This is a genomic window from Arthrobacter sp. 2RAF6, assembly GCF_052115205.1.
GTDB lineage: Bacteria > Actinomycetota > Actinomycetes > Actinomycetales > Micrococcaceae > Arthrobacter.
The window spans coordinates 16525-33778 of sequence record NZ_JBFRGF010000030.1 but is presented as its reverse complement, the minus strand read 5'-3'; the positions used below and the strand labels follow the sequence as shown (position 1 = coordinate 33778).

Below are 17254 nucleotides of genomic sequence, written 5' to 3'. Positions count from 1 at the left end.
CGCTTTCGCTCACCGGGAGTGTCTGAATAGCGGTGGATTCAGGGTTGGTCTGACACGCCGCGTTACTGCCGACTGATCTCGGGAAGAATGTCGACCCGGAATGTCGGTCTGACCTGTGGAAACACCAAGTTGATCCAGTAGGACGAGTTCTTGCATTAAATGAAACTCGTCTTGGTCTCACGCCGATAAGGGCCCATTTGCCGGTGAAGGAGGAGGACCGCTTGGAGTGTCAGGTTGCGTCTGAGCCTTTGTGGTTCGTTGTCAGGAGAAGGAATCGAACCCTGAAGTACAGGGGCAGGCGACGAGCAGAGTGAGAGCCCGGGATTTGCAGCAGTCGGTTTGGCCCTGTGATGGCCGAGGAAGGCCGGCAATTTGGTGCACAGCCACCGGGCGGCGGTCTGCTACGGGGTCAGATTCGGATTACCCATGGAGGCGAGTTCTATCCTTTGACCTATACACGGTGGGGATTACCGAGGACCTGCCCTCCGAGGGGTTGCCTCAATCAGTTGGTGTATTCCAGGATGCTGATCAATTGCCTGAAGCCCGCGGCGTGTGCCCGGCTGAGTTCGAGTGCAACCGGCTGCGGGTAAGAGGAAAACTTTGCTATTACAGTGTCGCTGACGGGGTCAATCCAAATGAATTGGCCATGGATGCCTGCAGCGTAGACCGTGCCTCGGCTATCCCCGGGGACCCACCATTGGTTCCGGTATGAGCCGTTGGGGTGGACTTGCTGGTAGGCGGTTCCTCTGGCCAGTTGTGGGTCTCCGCCCCGCATCGTGTCGTTGATCCACCATGATGGGACGACCGTTTGCCCGTTGGCTTTCCCCTCGTCCAGCATGAGCTGTCCGATCTTGGCCGAATCTCGTGCGGTGCAAGCGATTCCTCCGTTCGCAAATGCGAAACCACCGGAATCGGTGGTGATGAGTGCATCGTCGCGTGCCCCAAGCCGGGACCACAGCTCGTCGGAGAGGACTTCGGCGTAGCGCTTTCCGGTGACGTTCTCGATTATCCAGGCCAGCACATCCGTACCAGCCGAGCAGTACTGGAATGATCGGCCGTGTTCTCCGGCAGCTTGGAGGAGCGTGAGGAATTCGTAAGTGTCCCTTGGGTCTGTTTCGAGCTTTGGGCGCCAGCCGGCGATCCTATCCTGCTGCTGGACTTCCGCGGCCGCATCCAAATAGTTCTCGCTGTACCGGACCGCGGCGGTCATGTCGAGCACCTGGCGGACCGTCGCGTTACCGTAGGCGCTTCCCTTCAGCGGCGGGACGTAGTGGCGGACGCTCTGTTGGGTGTCTATGAGTCCGCGTCCGGCCAATATACCGACAATGAGCGCGCAGATGGATTTGGAAACGGACATCAGGACGTGCCGGTCGTGCGGCTGGAAACCGCCAAAATAGCGTTCCATGACCAGTTCACCGTGCTGAAGTACGACAATGGCATCTGTGTGCGTGGATTCCAGGAACTCCTCAACACTGTGCCACCTCTCCGCGCGTTCCGGTGTGACTGGATCGTTTCCAGTAGAGGGCTCGGATGTGCTGCCTCGACGGATCGTTGCGGTGGTAATGAGTTCGCTGATGTGAGCGAAGCCCCAGCGGTTGAAGGGGCTTTCTTGCCAGTTTTCGAGGGTGACGTGCTCGTTGAAGTCCTGGCCGGCATAGCGGTCAACCTTGCCGGGGCTGGTCAGGAGAGAACTGATTGCGGTTGTCTCTGGCATGTTTAGTCGTTGCCTTGCGTGGTAAGGGTGGGGAGAGTGCGGGAATCGGCCAATTCGGGTCGGCCGTGCCCTGGGGCTGCCTCGAGGAGTCTGCGGGTGTAGTCGTGCTGTGGATCGGTGAAGATCCGTTCGGCTGGTCCGCTTTCTACGATCTTTCCGGTCTTCATGACAGCCACCTCATCGCTGAGATAGCGGACGACGTCCAGGTCGTGGGAGATGAGCAGATATGTGAGCCCTTTTTGTTGCTGCAGGTCCTGGAGCAGGTTCAGAATCTGGGCTTGGACGGAAACATCAAGGGCGCTGGTGGGTTCGTCCAGGATAAGGAGACGGGGCGATGTGGCCAGGGCGCGTGCGATGCCGACGCGTTGGCACTGTCCTCCGGAGAGCTGGTGCGGGAGCCGGTGGGCGTGCCCGGCTCCCAGCCCGACCTCGTCCAGCAGATTGTTTATTCTTGCTTGGAGGGCAGGCCCTTTCAGGGCGGTGTGGGCCCGGAGGGGCTCTGCCACTGAAGCGCCGATAGTCATACGTGGATTCAATGATGCCACTGGATTCTGAAGTACTATTCCCATCCGGGAACGGATGGTCCGCAGTGCCTTGGGGCCGAGTTTGCCGAGGTCATGTCCTTCAAATGTGGCTCGCCCGGATGTTGGGCGCATCAGGTGCATGGCGCAGCGGGCGAGGGTACTTTTGCCGGAGCCGGATTCTCCGACAAGGCCGTAGACCGTACCTTCCTTGATGCTAAGGGAGACGTCGTCGACTGCGGTGAAGACTCTTCTGTGGTGCGGGAACGTTTTGACGATGTTTTCGAGGGTGAGAACGTTGGTCATAGTTCGGCTTCCTGGAGGCAGGCGACTGCGTGGTGTGGCCCGGTCTGGGTGAGCATCGGGTCGGTGAGGGAGCAGCCGGTGACTGCATGTGGGCAACGGTTTCTGAAGGCGCACCCGGTGAGGGAGAGGAGGTTTCCCGGCACTGTTCCAGGGATGGCGTTCAGTCGCTGGCCGTGGGTTCGCCCTGCTGGGAGGGCGCCCAGGAGGCCGCGGGTGTATGGGTGGCGTGGGTTGTTCATGACCGCTTCCACGGTTCCGGTTTCGATCACCCTGCCTGCGTAGAGGACCGCCACCCGGTCGCAGACATCGCGGATGATGCCAAGGTTATGGCTGATGAGCAGCACACCGAACCCGAACTTGTGTCGGAGTTCGTCGATGAGGACCAGGATTTGCCGGGCGACAGTGACGTCAAGGGCCGTTGTCGGCTCGTCGAGTATCAAGAGCCGGGGCTGGCGTAGCAGAGCCATGGCAATCATGGCCCGCTGCAGCATTCCGCCGGACAGTTGGTGCGGATAGCTGCGGTAGACCCGTTCAGGGTCCGGAAGGCCGACCAGGCCCAGGTGACGTATGATTTCAGCTTTGCCTTCGGACCCTGAGATTTGCCGGTGCCGGGTCAGGACATCGCTGAGTTGGCGGCCAAGGGTGAAGACGGGGTTGAAGGCAGTTCCGGGGTTTTGGAATACGATGGCCGCCGAGCCACCTGGTCCTGACGAAGCCTGTGAAGGATCGTTGCCGATGGTCACTTGCCCCGTGCGCCGTGCACCGCGTGGAAGGATCCCCAAGGCTGCGAGTCCTGTCAGGGACTTGCCGCACCCCGTTTCCCCCACCAGGCCGAGGATTTCGCCGGCGGTAACGTCGAGGTCGATCCCGCGGACGGGGCGGTTGGTGAGCTTCCCCCGGTCGGTGAATTCGACGTTGAGGTCGCGGATGCTAAGTACATGTGTCATCGCTTTACCTGCCGGGGGTCAAGGAGGTCGCGCAGCGAATCTCCGAGGAGGTTGAATCCCAGGACGGCCAGAAAGATGGCCAACCCGGGAAAGGTGGCTATCCACCAGGAACTGAATATGAGCCCGCGCCCTTCGGCGACCATCAGGCCCCAGTCGGGCAGGGGCGGCTGGGTTCCAAGACCGATGAATGCCAGGGACCCGGCGGCCAGGATCACAGTGCCGATGTCGACGGTCGCTTGGACGAGGATGGGCGTCATGCAGTTGCGAAGTACATGGCGGCTGATGATGAGCAGTTGCGGAATGCCCATGGCGCGGGCTGCTTCGACGTAGGAGCGTTCCCGAAGGGATTTTGCTTCCGCTCGTACAAGGCGCGCGTACCAGGGCCACCAGCTGATGGCCAAGGCGATGCCGGCGTTGGTCAGGCTGGGCCCAAGGATCGCAACGGTCACCATGGCCAGGAGCAGAGGCGGGAAGGCCTGGAAGATCTCGGTCACACGCATCAAGGCTTCGTCGAGCCAGCCACCGCGATATCCGGCGACAGCGCCGAGGGGAATGCCGATGAGGGCCGCGGCCGCGACAACGGCGGCAGAGATGGTCAGCGCCGGGTTCGCGCCCATGATGATGCGGCTGAGAACGTCACGACCGAGTTGATCGGTGCCGAGCCAGTTCAAGGCGTTGGGAGCGAGGTTTCGGGCGGAGGCATTGGTCGCCCCCATGCCCTGATCAGGGAAGGGTGCCAGCCATTGCCCGAAAACAGCAAGGATTACGAGAAGGACTATGATCATCGCGCCGACAGCGGCCAAACGGTCACGGCCCAGGGTCTGTTTGAGGAGTTTGATCGGTTTGAGGGTGGCCTGTTCTTCGGCCGGCCCGGAACGGGTCGGGGCGGAGATTTGGGTCGTGGGGCTCATGACATGCTCACTCTGGGGTCGATTCGGGATTGCAGGATGTCCACGAGGAGGTTGGCCAGCAGGTATGCTGTGGCGCCCATGAGCGTAATTGCTATGATGGCTGGGTAGTCCACCGCAAGCATGGAAGATGTAGCGAACTGCCCAATTCCTGGCCAGTTGAAGACAGCTTCGACGAAGAATGTTCCGGTCAGGGCGTAGGCGGCAGCCATTCCGGCGATAGACAGGACTGGTGGCAGAGCATTTTTCAAGGCCAGGCGCCAACGGATGGCGGTCTCCCTCAGACCGTAGGCCCTGGCGGTGAAGATGTAATCCTGGTTCATGACATCGAGCATGGCGGCCCTGGTCATTCGTGCAACGAGTCCAAGGGGATATGCGGCCAAAGTGAGGGCCGGCAGTATCACGTGCTGCAACCCATCGGCGAAGGCCACGCCGTTGCCGGTGATCATGCTGTCTAACAGGGCAAGCCCGGTCACGTGAGAGATGGGGTTGGAGTATTTGATGGAGTTGCTGAACTGCCCAGTGGCCGGAAGTATGCCCAGCCCCCCAACGAACAACAGTTGAAGGAGTAGTCCGAGCCAGAAGGCGGGCACGGAAATCCCTCCGATTGAGAGGAAACGGATTGCTCCGTCGATGAATCCGCCGGGACGGCGGGAGGCAACCACGCCCAAGATGACCCCTGCCGAAACAGCGAGAACCATGGCAAACCCTATGAGTTCCAATGTGGCTGGGAGGCGGGTGAACAGCTCATCCAACACGGGGCGTTTTGTGGCAAGAGACTGGCCCCAGTCCCCGGTGATCAGCTTTGCGACGTAGTCGAAGTACTGTTCGAGGATCGGACGATTAAAGCCGAGGTGCTCCCGGACCCTGTCCAGCTCGGCTGGGGGCGCCTTCGGGCCGGCATAGATGACGGCCGGGTCGCTGGGAACGATGCGGGCAAGGATGAAGACGATCGCGGTAAGCACGGCGAGAACCAGCACCGAGGTGATGAGCCGCCGGGCGACGAAACGCAACATGGTTCTCCTTTTCTTGATTGGTGTGGCGGGATGGGCGGGCAGGGCAAGGGCCCGGGCTTTGTTGGTGCAGCCCGGGCCCTGCCTGCGTCGTATCGTTTAGGCGGCGCGTTTGATGGGGGCGAAGAAGACCGTGAACGGGTAATTTTCGTTGAACTGGGCAACGTTCAGTCCAACGGGAACTACGGAGACCGCGCGGGCATCGTAGAGGAATGCCGCAGGTGCTTCCTTGTAGAGGAGGTCCATGGCTTCCTTATAGAGGCCCTGGGCCGCGTCCCTGTCCGTTCCCGTCAAGGTTGCCGCCTTGTCCACCAATTTGTCGTACTCCGGGGAATTCCAATAGCTCAGGTTGAAGGATGGCTTTTCGCTGGAATGGAACAGCGTCGTGAGATTGTCGCTGCCGGCATCGCTGTAAGTCGGCCAGTAGTTAAGTACAAAGATGTCCTGGGCGCTCTGAGGATCAGCCTTTGCGCTGTCCCATTGCTGATTGAACAACTCCGCCTTGACATCCACTTCCACCCCTATCTTGGCGAACGCATCCTTGATCAGTGGTACAAACCGGGCTTCTGCAGGGTTTTCTGAGGCATAAGTAAGCTTGAGCTTCAGGCCGTCGGGATGACCTGCTGCAGCCAACAGCTGCTTGGCCTTTTCCAAGTCCTGGGAGTACTGCGGGACGTCCTGGCTGTAGGGGAAGATTCCGCTGGGAGCAGGGCCGTGGGACTGCGTGCCGTAGCCCTGCCCTCCGATGTCAATGATCTCTTTGTAGGGAATGGCGTAGCTGAGGGCGCGGCGGACCTCAGGATTATCCAGGGGCGGCCGCTTGGTGTTGAACATGGCAAGGAAGTTGAACGGGGAGTTGAAGTCCTTGACGCTGAATTTAGGGTTGCTGGCCAGGGTCTTGACGTTTTCGAGCGGGATGTTGGTCGCGTAGTCCACCTCACCGGCGGTCAGCATCTGCTGGGCCGTGACTGCATCCGGGGTGATAGAGATGTCAACAACGTCGAAGTGCGATGCAGCCTTTTTGTTCCAGTAGCCGTCGTACTTCTTCAGCACGACCTTAGAGCCGGGCTTGTAGGAGTCGATGGTGTAAGGTCCGGAGCCCGCGTCGATTCCGGCCTCGAAGTACTTGTCATTCTTGGCGGATGCTGCCAGGGCCTTCGGGGCAACGATCCAGGCGCCGTACGTCGAGGAGGCGACGAGGTCCATTGGCGCGGAGTACTTCAGCTGCAGCGTGACAGTGGAGTCGTCCGGGGCGGTAACGCTCTCCACCGGTGCCCAGATGAAGGACGCGGCTGCATGGTCCCTGGCAGCGTCGATGCTGGCTTTGACCGCCGCGGCATTGATCGGCTCGCCGTCGTGGAAGGTGGCTCCGGAGCGGATCTTGAATGTCCAGGATTTTCCGTCGGCACTGGCGCTCCAGGACTCGGCTATTGCCGGGGAATACGCTTCTGCGGAACCTGCAGGGTTCTTCCAAAGCAGGGGTTCGTAGATGTTGCCCATGTAGAGGGCTTCGGTGGAAAACGAACGAACCGGATCCCACGTAGTGATGGCTGCCGATGCGGCCACAGAGAAAACGTCGGGGCCGGAAGAAGCTTTGGGTGCGGCAGGACCGCATCCCGCCGCGCTAAGGGCAACGACGGCGGCTGTGGCCGTGACAAGCACGGTCCGAGCCCGGTGTGGAAATGAGAGTGCCAACAGAGACTCCTTGAAGAAGGGAGGGAAGTGTGACGAGTCTAACTACGTCTATCTATGCCTGGGAAATGCCTATGATGAGTACAACCAATACCTTGGAGGCATAGTGGACTTGAGGCACCTGACGTATTTCCTGAGCATCGTTGATGAAGGATCAATCAATGCGGCGTCGCGCTCTTTGCGGGTGGCCCAACCATCTTTATCCCGGCAGCTTCGCTCCTTGGAGAAGGACCTCGGGCTCACCCTCTTCGATAGATCAGGAGCAAAATTGTCGCTGACCGCGGCGGGCACTGCGTTTCTGCCCATCGCCAAGGACCTGGTCACCCGTGCGGCGCAGGCCACGTCATCCGCACGGGCGATGGCCGGAGGTTCGGTGCAACGGCTTACGATAGCGGCAGCCTCTGCCACCATCGCCGACATCATCGCCCCTTTCATTGTTTCGCAGGGGCCCGATGGAGTCCTGACCAATGTTGTCGAGGCGACCCCCGAGTTTGTCTACCATGCGCTGCAGGAGGGTAAGGCTGACTTTGCTCTGGGAACAAAGCCGCCACCATCCGAGCTCAAATCGGTTGTAGTTGGCAGGGCGTTCCTTTGGGCCCAGTGCAACGCCAAACACCCTCTAGCAGGGAGGGAGAACATCAGCCTTCAGGAACTCGTCCAATGGCCCCTTATAGCGATGACAGCCGATTTTGGTGTTCGCACAATGTTCGACGATGCTGTTAGCGCCGAACGTCTCACCTACACGGCCGAATTTGAAGTACGCTCCGCCCGGGTCGGCCAAGCGTTGGCAGCCGCTGGCAAAGGCATCTGCGTACTCTCGGACGATCCGAGTTTCGGGGTGCACGCCATGCCGATCACTCATCGCGGAAAGGACCTCGTGTTCACTCTCTTCGGCGTCTGGAATCCGCTGCATTTCGCCGCGTCTGCGATAGAGGAGTGCCTACGCAACCTTTCACGTTTCACATCTGACCTGTACCCGGCCGCTCGAATCTAGAAGGCAATCAATCCTAAAACTCTCGGCACTGGTGGTTGAGCGGCCTCTCGAACTCTGAGTGCCAAAAGCTCACGTGATTCGCGAGGGCTTGGCTCCCGGAGCAGTGGCCATTGGCAGGAGCTCTCGAGGCTACTTCCACTCCCTATAAAATTCGGGCACTGGACCTTTCGTGACTCTGGGGGAGTGGTCGGACCAACCCCTCTTTGGAGAGATTTAATGGTTCACCTTGTGTTTTTCACTGCCCTCGTCAAGCCCTGGTCCTCGCGATAGGACCCCAGTCGGGGCCGCAGACCATCCTTGAGGGAGGCCCAGATGCGGCGACCTCCTTTGAGGTCAACGACCTCAAGGACCGCATCGCCGGAGCATACCGACGCACCAAGGTGCCCGCCCGCCAAATGGCCGTCCGTCAACCTGGTTGTGTCCGCTGTTGCTCGGGTAGTCAGCTGAGCTGCAAGTTGTTGCCGGTCTTTGTTTTTACCATGTTCGTCGCGTAGCTGATCAGGAACTCGTACTCGTCTTCCGGCGTCAGGTCGCCGAGGAGTACGTCCATTACGAGGCCGTCCTCGAGGGCTACGAAGCTCCGGGCCAGGAATCCGGCTGGCGCTGAGAGGGTGAAGGCATCCTGCTGCGCGCCCCGTTCCAGGATCCTTTTGTAGAGGTTCGTTTGACGCTCCACGAATGCCATCTGCTGCCGGGCGGCCGCTTCGTTGCGCAGGTAAACCGGAATGAGTTCCACGAGGATCCGGGAAGCGGTTTCGCTTTCACCGGGCCACGGTACGCCTGAGTGGATGCAGGCCCTTAGCTGGGCTTCAGGGTCACTTTCGGCCTGGATGCGGGCCTCCCGGCGGTCACAATACTCTGTCACGCCTTGATGGAAGACCTCGCTGAAGAGCTCGTCGACATCCCGGTAGTAGTACAGCACTGCAGCCGGGGTGACGCCGGCTTCGTTGGCAATGTCGGAAAGGCGGGTCGCTGATGACCCTCGGTCCAGCAGGACTCGTCCGGCTGCTGCTACGAGTTGTTCCCGGCGGGCTGTCTGATTACGTGGTCTTGCCATAGTCACCATGCTTTCACACGGACTTCGAAGTGACTGTTGACACACCCTAGTTCGTTAATTAATCTTTAATTAATCTTCAGTTCACGAATTCCCCACGTTAGGAATGTCACTGTCATGACCCGACTTCTCCCTCTGGCTCTTGTGCAATCACCCGCCGAGACCTTGACTGATTTTGCTGCTGGTCTCGAGCGGAGGGTCAAAGCACATGCGGTCACCGACCTTTTCGTTTACCCGGAGCTCCACTTGAACACGCCAGATTCTCCAAGCACTGCGGACCGGCAGGCCTACATGGAAGCCTCGGCCGAACCTCTTGACGGTCCGCGCGGGCGCACCCTTGCCGAGCTTGCCGGAGACCTTGGGATCTGGCTTTTGCCTGGCAGCGTGCTCGAACGCGGAACGGACGGGCAAATCTACAACACCGCCGTTGTCTACTCCCCGCAAGGAAAGGCTGTGGCCAGCTACCGAAAGATCTTTCCCTGGAAACCCTACGAGACCGTTTGTTCCGGTAAGGACTTCGTGGTCTTCGACATGACCGGCTACGGCCGCGTCGGTTTGTCGATTTGCTACGACGCGTGGTTCCCCGAACACAGCAGGCATCTGGCGTGGATGGGGGCAGAGCTCGTCCTCAATGTTGTCCAGACCCCGACCAACGATCGTGCGCAGGAAGTTGTTATCGGCCAAGCCAACGCAATCGTGAACCAGAACTTCGTTGCCAGTGTGAACGCGGCGGGCCCTCATGGGGTCGGACGGAGTCTCCTGGTTGACCCTGAAGGCCGCGTGCGAATCTCTGCGACGGGACCCGAAGACGCGACCTTGGTCGATGTGATCGACCTGGACCAGGTGGTCAATGTCCGTCAGCACGGCACAGCGGGCGTCACCCGCCCCTGGGACCAATTCGCTGAAAACGACGACACCATCCCATTGCCGCTCTACGCCGGCCAGCTTGATCCCCGCCTCTGGCGGCAGACCAACTCACCGTCAACCCTGACCAACCTCAGCACCGCCCCAGCCTAAGGAAAACCCCATGTCCGCTGAGAACATCAAACTCACCCCCAAACTATCCCTGCTGTCGGTGGTCGTGTTCGGCTTGGCCTATATGGCCCCGGGAATCGTGATATCGATCTTCGGTGTGATCTCCTCCGCCAGCGACGGAACAGCCCCGACAGCATTCGCCCTCGCCGCCGTCGCGATGCTGCTGACTGCCCTCAGCTACGCAAAGATGGCAAAGATCTTTCCGAATTCGGGATCGGCCTACGTGTATGCGCGACGGCTGCTCGATTCCCGCGTCGGCTTCCTCGTCGGGTGGGCAATCCTCCTCGACTACCTCTTCCTTCCCACCGTGGCCTGGCTCTTCCAGTCGTTCTACCTCGCAGCCCAGTTTCCCGACATCCCCGTCTGGGCCTGGCTCGCTCTGAACGCCGGGCTGACAACGATCATCAACATCACGGGCATCGTGCTCACTGACCGTGTCAACAAGACCCTGACCCTTCTGGTCGTTACCCTCATCGGTATTTTCATCGCCTACTGCCTGGCCTACCTCGGGGGAAACCTGACTCCGTCGTTCACAGACCCCTTCTGGAACCATGCAACCACGGTCGGCGGTGTCGCTGCCGCGGCTGCTGTCGCCGCCTACTCCTTCCTGGGATTCGACGCCGTCAGCACACTCAGCGAAGAAACCAAAAACGCCAAACGCAACATTCCCCGGGCGATCCTCCTGACCGTCCTCGTCGGAGGAATACTCTTTGTCATCGTCTCCTACATCATGCAGCTCGTCCACCCTGGCGGAGACTTCAAGGACGCAGCGACCGCGGCATACGCCATGCAGGTTCTCGTCGGCGGGCAGTTCTACGCCAACCTCACCAACATCCTCGCCATCGTCGGCGGGTTCGCGTCAGGGCTCGCCATCCAGGCCAGCACCAGCCGACTCCTCTACGTCATGGGCCGCGACGGAGTCCTCCCGCGCCGGCTCTTCGGCCGCCTCCACCCCCGAACCAAAACGCCCATCTTCAACCTGGTCCTCGTCGGTGCCGTGGCCATGCTGGCACTGAACATTTCCTTGGAAATCGCAACCTCCTTCATCAACTTCGGGGCCTTCCTGGCATTCACAGCCGTCAACCTCTGCGTCATCGCCTACTTCATCCGAAGCCGCCGGCAAGGCACAACCCTGTCGATCACTGGTTTCATCGTCCTTCCGATCCTGGGCGCCGCCGTCGACATCTACCTTCTAACCCAGCTCAGCACCATCGCCATCACCATCGGCCTCTGCTGGCTCGGCCTGGGCGTTCTCTACCTCGTCTTCCTCACCAAAGGATTCCGCAAGGAACCACCAGAGATGCGTCTCCACGCCCGCGACGGCCAGCCGGACGAACCCACCAAGGAGGTTCAGCAACCAAACACTGACGACACGCGGTCAACCAAGCAGACTGCCACCCAAGCGCAGCCCACCGAAATCTAACTCCCAGACGAACCACAAGGGCGGGCCGGACACCAATGTCCGGGCCGTCCTTGTGCGGCGGGCGGCGATCTCGAGAAAAGGGACCTAATCAGCGTCATTTGCCACCGTCCCTTGTCACGATGGGCACTCTCCAAAGTCCGTACCGTTCCGAGTGACAATCCACTGCATCCCGGGCTGCCGAACCGCAACCGGGGATGCAGTGCAAGTCCGGGGGCAAACTCCCGGTCAAAGAAGAATCTGATTGGGCGAGTCTGCCATCGCTGAAAACCATTTCTTCATCCCGAGGAGCCGACTCACTCCGTGCCCAAGTCATGAGCACCAAATCAGAGATAACAGAAAGAGCAAATCAGGAGTCCAATGATTATCACGATCGAGGCCGGCCGCTACTTCCACATCACAGGTCAATCTCCGACGGAAATCGAAGACAGTATCAATACGGCTGTAGAGATGGCCCGTGACCACTCGATGGCAGAAGGGTGGCAGGGCATTCTGGTAACCCGCCACGGACCTGACAATTACACAGTGAACCTAAGCGCTGATGTTCCCTACGGAGTAACAGTGGAACGGGACCTGCGCAGCAGCAAGCCCTAAAGCGTGGGGACGCAGAAACAACGCCGACACGCCTGTTTGGGTGGTCGATTCTAGGAGGGCGCTGACTTTGGTGAAGGTTGGGATTGAGGATTGCGCGTCAGGTCGGCTACGGTGATTACCGGCGCCGCCCCGGCCGCCATCAGCTTACGGTCTTTGGCAGCGCACGTCTCGCGGGTACGAGTTTCAAGCCGATGACAGAGCCAACGATTCCTGCGAGGAAGAGTATACGAAGAACTGTCGGCGTCTCGGTGCCCATGATCATTGCCCATGTGACGGTCAGTGCAGCACCGGTGCCTGTCCACACGGCGTAGGCCGTGCTCATCGGGATTTTCTTGGCCACGTAGCTCAGTCCGAGCATGCTGCAGACTAGTCCCAGTATGAAAACAGTTGTTGGTAGTGGTGCCTTGAAGCCTTCGCTTTGTCCCAGGGCTGTTGCCCATACGGCTTCAAGGACGGCGCTGGCGAGAAGAACGATCCAGTGCATTAGCTGACCACCTTCAGCCCAATGACGCATCCGACCAAGGCTGTCAGGAGCGCGGTGCGTGCCACGGAAAGACGTTCCTGCTTTCGGAGGACGGCTAGTACCGCTGTCAGGACCGCGCCGATGCCCACCCAGACGGCGTAGGAAGTGCCCGTGGGAAGATCGGTCATTGCGTAGGCCAGACCGGCCATGCTGATGGCCATGGAGGCGATGAAGATGAACGTCGGGATCTTGCGCTTGAAGCCGTTTGATGCTCCAAGTGCGGTCGCCCAGACCGCTTCGAGCACGCCGGAGAGGATTAATACGAGCCACGCCATTTGCTTTTCCTTGCTGAGATTGAGCTGGGGAGGCACGACGGTGAGAGTAACGGCTGTCGTGAGTGATTCAATTATGCACTATTAGGGCAGTGAAGTGCACTACTGGTCGATGGGCGTCTTTCTGTTTGGTCCCGTTGCGCCCCCTCGCTAGTTGCTACCGCGGGCCATCAATAAGTTGTCCAAGGACGTTCAGGGCCTCAGCCAGTTGGAGGTCGGTCACTGCGCCGTAACCAATGACCAGGCCGTTCATGGGTGCGCGGTCGGCGTAGTATCCGGCCAGGGGAATCACGCGGACTCCTAAATCCAGGGCCTTCGCTGCCAGGTCTGCTGCGGCAGGTTGTTCGAAGCGAATGACTACATGCAACCCACCATCGAGAGCGGCGAGCTCCAGTTCCTCCCGGGATCCAAGACGCTCAATGAGCAGGGATCGGCGGTGGGCGTATTCCCGGCGCGCGCGGGTGATGTGCCGGGAGAGCCCGCCGCCATCAATGTAGTGGGACAGGGCTGATTGCAGGACGCCCGCCACAGGGGTGTCGAGGGCTTCGCGTGTTGCTTTGAGCCGTTGGCCGGAATCACCCCGGACCACCAGATAGCCGCACCGCAGCCATGGGCTGAGGTTCTTCGAGAAGGTGCCCAGCAGCACTACCTCGGCATTTGCGGGGAGGGAAGCGACGGCGGGAAGGGGCATTCGGGTGTGCCGGAATTCGCTGTCGTAGTCATCTTCCAAGACAAGTACACCATGTTGGCCAGCCCATTTCAGCAGCCCCAGCCTTTCCTGGACGGCCATCCTCCCGCCCAAGGGATATTGATGGCTGGGCGTAACCAGGACTGCATCCGGAATGTCTCTTAGCGTGGCCAGCTGTGAACTTTTCAGGCCGTTTTCATCCACAGGGACTGTCTGAAGCTGTGCGCCGGCCGCTGCCATGACCCGGCGGGCGGTGGGGTAGCCGGGATCCTCAACCAGGATCCCGGGGTGTTCGCGCTGTCCGCGGAGCATGGCTACAACCAATTGCAGGGCATCGCTGGTGCCGGCGGTGATGATGACGTTCTCGGACTCGACGGAAAGTCCCCGGGATACTGCAAGGTGCCGGGCCACGGATTCCCTGAGGGCCCATGTTCCCAATGCTGGCGGCAGGTGGGTGTGTCCCTGTTCGGACACGGCAGCTTTCCAGGCGCTTCGCCATTCCCTGTCCTTGAAGGGAGAACCTGATGGGCGGCCCGGAGTCAGATCAATCACCTCAGCTTGGGCAGGACTGGTGCTCGGCTGTTTCTCCGCCAGAGGGAGGCTTTGAATGTCCGGGCGGACTGCCACTTTGGTCCCGCCTGCTCCGTTGCTCTCCAGGAACCCTTCTCCGGACAGTTGCTCGAACGCGCGAACCACGACGCCTCGGGATATGCCCAGGTCCGCTGCGAACCTACGGGTTGCGGGGAGCGTGTGCTCTGGCCGAAGAAGTCCGCTAAGGATGGCGCTGCGAAGTTGACTGGCCACCTGCGCGGTCAAGGAGACAGGGCTTTGTCTGTTCAGTTCGATCGGTAGTTCGGCCTCGCTCATTGGACCCCCGGAGTTGGTCATTCTTGGACCTAGTGTAGGACCAAGCGGTTTGGCAGCATAAGACGCACCACCCCATCTCGGCTCTGCGTTCGGGCCTGACCCTCGCAGCAATATGAAAGCAGGATTCCGTGTTCAACGGTCTTAGTGCATTCCCCCTTACGCCCATGAACGGTGACAATGTCGACTTGAGCGCCGTGGCCAAGCTGGTGGCACGCGCGGCCCAGGCCGGTGTTGACTCCCTGGGTGTTCTTGGCTCTACAGGAAACTATGCCTACCTGTCGCGTGAGGAGCGTCGAGCTGTCCTGGAGATGTCGGTGGGCGCTGCCGAAGGCGTCCCGGTCCTTGCTGGCATCGGTGCACTACGGACGCGGGACGTGCTGAGGCTGACCGAGGACGCCCACACCGCCGGCGCTTCGGCCTTGCTCCTCGCTCCCGTATCCTACCAGCGCCTGACCGAACCGGAAGTTTTTGGTTTGTACGAGGACGTTGCCGCGGAATCGTCACTTCCCATCGTTGTTTACGACAACCCCGGCACGACCGGCTTCACTTTCACTGATGACCTGCACGCCCGCATCGCCCGGATTCCCGGGATTGCGTCAATCAAGATCCCGCCGCCCGCCACCGAGGAGATCGCCACGCGGCTGGGGAACCTCCGCTCAAGGTTGCCGGAGGGAACCTCGGTGGGCATCAGCGGGGACTGGGTGGCAGCTGAAGCCCTGCTTTCGGGCTGCGACCTCTGGTATTCGGTCATCGCGGGTGTACTTCCGCGTCAGGCCAGGATCATCGTGGATCACGTCAAGGCCGGGCGGAGCGATCTGGCACGTGAAGCGTCCGCGGAGCTGGAACCATTATGGTCGCTGTTCCGCAACTACGGCAGCCTCCGCGTTACCGCGGCCCTCGCCGAAGACCTTGGATTGGTATCCTCAGGAGCTCTGCCGCGGCCGCTGCACGGCCTGGACAGCGAAGGACGAAGCAGGCTGGCCGGGGCTATCAGCATCATCGGGTTGGAGGCATAGCCGATGCCGGTTCCTTCGCGGAGAGAGATGTGAGTGTTCCCGGCGGCAGCATCCAACTCGACCAAGTTTCGGGAAGGTCAACCGCTCGCGCGGGCCTTGCCCGGTATGTCGTGGCGGCCACGCTGGCCCGGAGCGCGGATGGCGGTGCGGTCGTTGCGATTGTCCTGCTCGTGACCACCAGCGGCGCCCCCGGCTGGCTTGCAGGAGCCCTCGGCGCCTGTATCACTGCACCGCACCTTTTCGGTCCCCTCATCGCCCGGCGTCTGGACACCGCCCGGGACGGCCGAACGGTGATCGCCTTGGCCTGCATGGCCCACGGGGTCACGCTGGCAGCTGCCGTACTTCTGTATCCGTTCACGTGGTCAATAGTCCCCGGCTTGCTGCTCATAGCATCAGGGCTGGTTGGCCCTCTTTTGACGGGAGGTATCAGCAGCCGGTTGCCTGCCATTGCCGGAAGTGACAGGACCAGCCAGCGCCGTGCGCAGGGGTGGGACGTGGCGACATACGGCATCGGAGGCACCATCGGCCCGTCGTTGGTTGCGGCCGTGTCCGCTTGGGCGAATCCCGCCGTGGCGGCGTTGATCCTTGCCGGATCGACATTCGTCGCAGCCGCAATGGTCAGGCGTCTGCCGTATTCGCCACCATCAGCCAGCCCGTCGGAGGTTCCTCGCCCCGGAAGAACGCTGCTGATGATGGTTTCGAACGGCCCGTTGCGCCGCACGCTCTACCTGACAGTCGTCGTCGCCCTGTCGGTCGCGGCGCTGCCCATCACTGCGGTCGCCTCGACGGGGGAACTTCACGTTGAACCCGCGGCTGCCGGTGTTCTGACTGCAGCCTACGGGCTTGGCGGCCTGCTTGGATCCGCTGGGGTGATGATCCGGCCCCTGAGAACTGATGCGGACCCGTTGATGACCTGGCTGGGAGCGGCCGTGGGGGTTGCCCTATGTGGGGCGGCTTTCGCAGGGGTTTTTCCTGCGGCTGTCGCTGCCTTCTTGTTCGCCGGTGTCCTCAACTCGTACTTCTTCGCAGCAACTTTGGCAGCCCGCAGTGAGTATGCACCTGCCGAGGCACGCGGTCAGGTGTTCGTGTGGATCGGTGCCTTAAAAATCACCGCTGGATCGGCCGGCACAGCCTTGGTAGGAGCCATCATCGCACCGGCAACCCAGCTGCCCTTGTTCCTGGCGGCCGGACTTATCGCTGTTGCCGTGTCGGCCTCGGTCCTTGACCGTCGTGGGGCTGACCCGACCACTGAAGTTCAGCCCGAAGAACTGCAGAGTTAGCCCGCGAAGCGGCCCTCACCATATGTATGGCGGTCGGCCTGGCGGGCGTTCCAATTGCTGCGGTCAGGGAATGTTCACCCAGCCTGCGGGAGCCGGAAGAGAGGCGCGGTGTCGCTCGTCGGCCGGTAATCATGTTCACTGCCAAGACCGAAATAATGGCGAAGGCTGATGGAGGGCACATGCGTGGATGCGAGGGGGAGAGACCATCTCGGATGCCCGGTTGGTCAGCCCTGCCCGGCCGAATTTGTCTTTTTCATGCACATGGCGTGAAAATTTTGCCTCCGGCGCAGGGTCTGCCCCCGTTGTGTCGGCGGTGGATTCGATGTGATGCCACAGCGCAGGTCCCGGGAAGTTGGCTGTCAGTTCGGGCTTGTCATGGAGGTTCGCGATGGTGTGACTGTCGGCAAGGA

The 17254-nt window shown here is 60.8% G+C and carries 16 protein-coding genes; 6 read left to right on the top strand and 10 right to left on the bottom strand.

Features of this window, described 5'->3' with window-relative positions; all coding sequences use genetic code 11:
• Nucleotides 1-502: 502 nt before the first annotated feature.
• The 6 genes from AB4Z38_RS18630 to AB4Z38_RS18605 all read right to left on the bottom strand — a co-directional run bounded on the left by AB4Z38_RS18630 (nt 503) and on the right by AB4Z38_RS18605 (nt 7104).
• Entirely contained in the window at nt 503-1714 is a 1212-nt protein-coding gene (locus AB4Z38_RS18630; RefSeq protein ID WP_441431087.1) for a serine hydrolase domain-containing protein, read from the bottom strand.
• Between the two features lie 2 nt (nt 1715-1716).
• On the bottom strand, nt 1717-2541 hold the full coding sequence (locus AB4Z38_RS18625; RefSeq protein ID WP_441431086.1) for an ABC transporter ATP-binding protein: 825 nt from the start codon (nt 2539-2541) through the stop codon (nt 1717-1719).
• Nucleotides 2538-3488: an ABC transporter ATP-binding protein gene (locus AB4Z38_RS18620; RefSeq protein WP_441431085.1), complete on the bottom strand. Its 951-nt coding sequence runs from the start codon at nt 3486-3488 to the stop codon at nt 2538-2540. Before AB4Z38_RS18620 ends, AB4Z38_RS18625 begins: the two co-directional genes overlap by 4 nt.
• Nucleotides 3485-4399 carry an ABC transporter permease gene (locus tag AB4Z38_RS18615; RefSeq protein ID WP_441431084.1) on the bottom strand — a complete coding sequence of 305 codons (915 nt, stop codon included), beginning with the start codon at nt 4397-4399 and terminating at the stop codon, nt 3485-3487. Before AB4Z38_RS18615 ends, AB4Z38_RS18620 begins: the two co-directional genes overlap by 4 nt.
• Nucleotides 4396-5412: an ABC transporter permease gene (locus AB4Z38_RS18610; RefSeq protein ID WP_441431083.1), complete on the bottom strand. Its 1017-nt coding sequence runs from the start codon at nt 5410-5412 to the stop codon at nt 4396-4398. Before AB4Z38_RS18610 ends, AB4Z38_RS18615 begins: the two co-directional genes overlap by 4 nt.
• Nucleotides 5413-5508: 96 nt before the next feature.
• Nucleotides 5509-7104, bottom strand: a complete 1596-nt coding sequence (locus AB4Z38_RS18605) for an ABC transporter substrate-binding protein (RefSeq protein WP_441431082.1) — start codon at nt 7102-7104, stop codon at nt 5509-5511.
• Between AB4Z38_RS18605 and AB4Z38_RS18600 the strand changes: the two genes are divergently transcribed.
• On the top strand, nt 7055-8095 hold the full coding sequence (locus AB4Z38_RS18600; RefSeq protein WP_441431081.1) for a LysR family transcriptional regulator: 1041 nt from the start codon (nt 7055-7057) through the stop codon (nt 8093-8095). The two genes, AB4Z38_RS18605 and AB4Z38_RS18600, sit on opposite strands and share 50 nt — an antisense overlap.
• 439 nt (nt 8096-8534) lie before the next feature.
• Here AB4Z38_RS18600 and AB4Z38_RS18595 read toward each other — a convergent pair whose 3' ends face one another.
• Nucleotides 8535-9152, bottom strand: a complete 618-nt coding sequence (locus AB4Z38_RS18595; RefSeq protein ID WP_441431080.1) for a TetR/AcrR family transcriptional regulator — start codon at nt 9150-9152, stop codon at nt 8535-8537.
• Nucleotides 9153-9266: 114 nt separating this feature from the next.
• Here AB4Z38_RS18595 and AB4Z38_RS18590 point away from each other — a divergent pair, with 114 nt between their 5' ends.
• The 3 genes from AB4Z38_RS18590 (at nt 9267) to AB4Z38_RS18580 (ending at nt 12198) form a co-directional block, all read left to right on the top strand.
• Complete coding sequence (locus AB4Z38_RS18590) at nt 9267-10166, top strand: carbon-nitrogen hydrolase family protein (RefSeq protein WP_441431079.1); 900 nt, start codon at nt 9267-9269, stop codon at nt 10164-10166.
• Between the two features lie 10 nt (nt 10167-10176).
• Nucleotides 10177-11607 (top strand): APC family permease, encoded by a 1431-nt coding sequence (locus AB4Z38_RS18585; RefSeq protein WP_441431078.1) that lies wholly within the window; start codon nt 10177-10179, stop codon nt 11605-11607.
• 357 nt (nt 11608-11964) lie between these two features.
• Nucleotides 11965-12198, top strand: a complete 234-nt coding sequence (locus tag AB4Z38_RS18580) for a hypothetical protein (protein ID WP_441431077.1) — start codon at nt 11965-11967, stop codon at nt 12196-12198.
• A 139-nt stretch (nt 12199-12337) separates the two neighbouring features.
• Here the strand turns inward: AB4Z38_RS18580 and AB4Z38_RS18575 are convergent, their stop codons facing one another.
• The 3 genes from AB4Z38_RS18575 to pdxR all read right to left on the bottom strand — a co-directional run bounded on the left by AB4Z38_RS18575 (nt 12338) and on the right by pdxR (nt 14569).
• Nucleotides 12338-12682 (bottom strand): DMT family transporter, encoded by a 345-nt coding sequence (locus tag AB4Z38_RS18575; RefSeq protein ID WP_441431076.1) that lies wholly within the window; start codon nt 12680-12682, stop codon nt 12338-12340.
• On the bottom strand, nt 12682-12996 hold the full coding sequence (locus AB4Z38_RS18570) for a DMT family transporter (RefSeq protein WP_441431075.1): 315 nt from the start codon (nt 12994-12996) through the stop codon (nt 12682-12684). The genes AB4Z38_RS18575 and AB4Z38_RS18570 overlap by 1 nt, the downstream gene beginning before the upstream one ends.
• A 154-nt stretch (nt 12997-13150) precedes the next feature.
• On the bottom strand, nt 13151-14569 hold the full coding sequence (gene pdxR / locus AB4Z38_RS18565) for a MocR-like pyridoxine biosynthesis transcription factor PdxR (protein ID WP_441431074.1): 1419 nt from the start codon (nt 14567-14569) through the stop codon (nt 13151-13153).
• Between the two features lie 107 nt (nt 14570-14676).
• On the opposite strand from pdxR, the gene AB4Z38_RS18560 reads away from it, so the two are divergent.
• Both AB4Z38_RS18560 and AB4Z38_RS18555 read left to right on the top strand, forming a co-directional pair.
• Nucleotides 14677-15564: a dihydrodipicolinate synthase family protein gene (locus AB4Z38_RS18560; protein WP_441431073.1), complete on the top strand. Its 888-nt coding sequence runs from the start codon at nt 14677-14679 to the stop codon at nt 15562-15564.
• A 29-nt stretch (nt 15565-15593) separates the two neighbouring features.
• Nucleotides 15594-16844, top strand: coding sequence for an MFS transporter (locus AB4Z38_RS18555; protein ID WP_441431072.1), 1251 nt, complete (start codon nt 15594-15596; stop codon nt 16842-16844).
• Nucleotides 16845-17254: the final 410 nt, after the last annotated feature.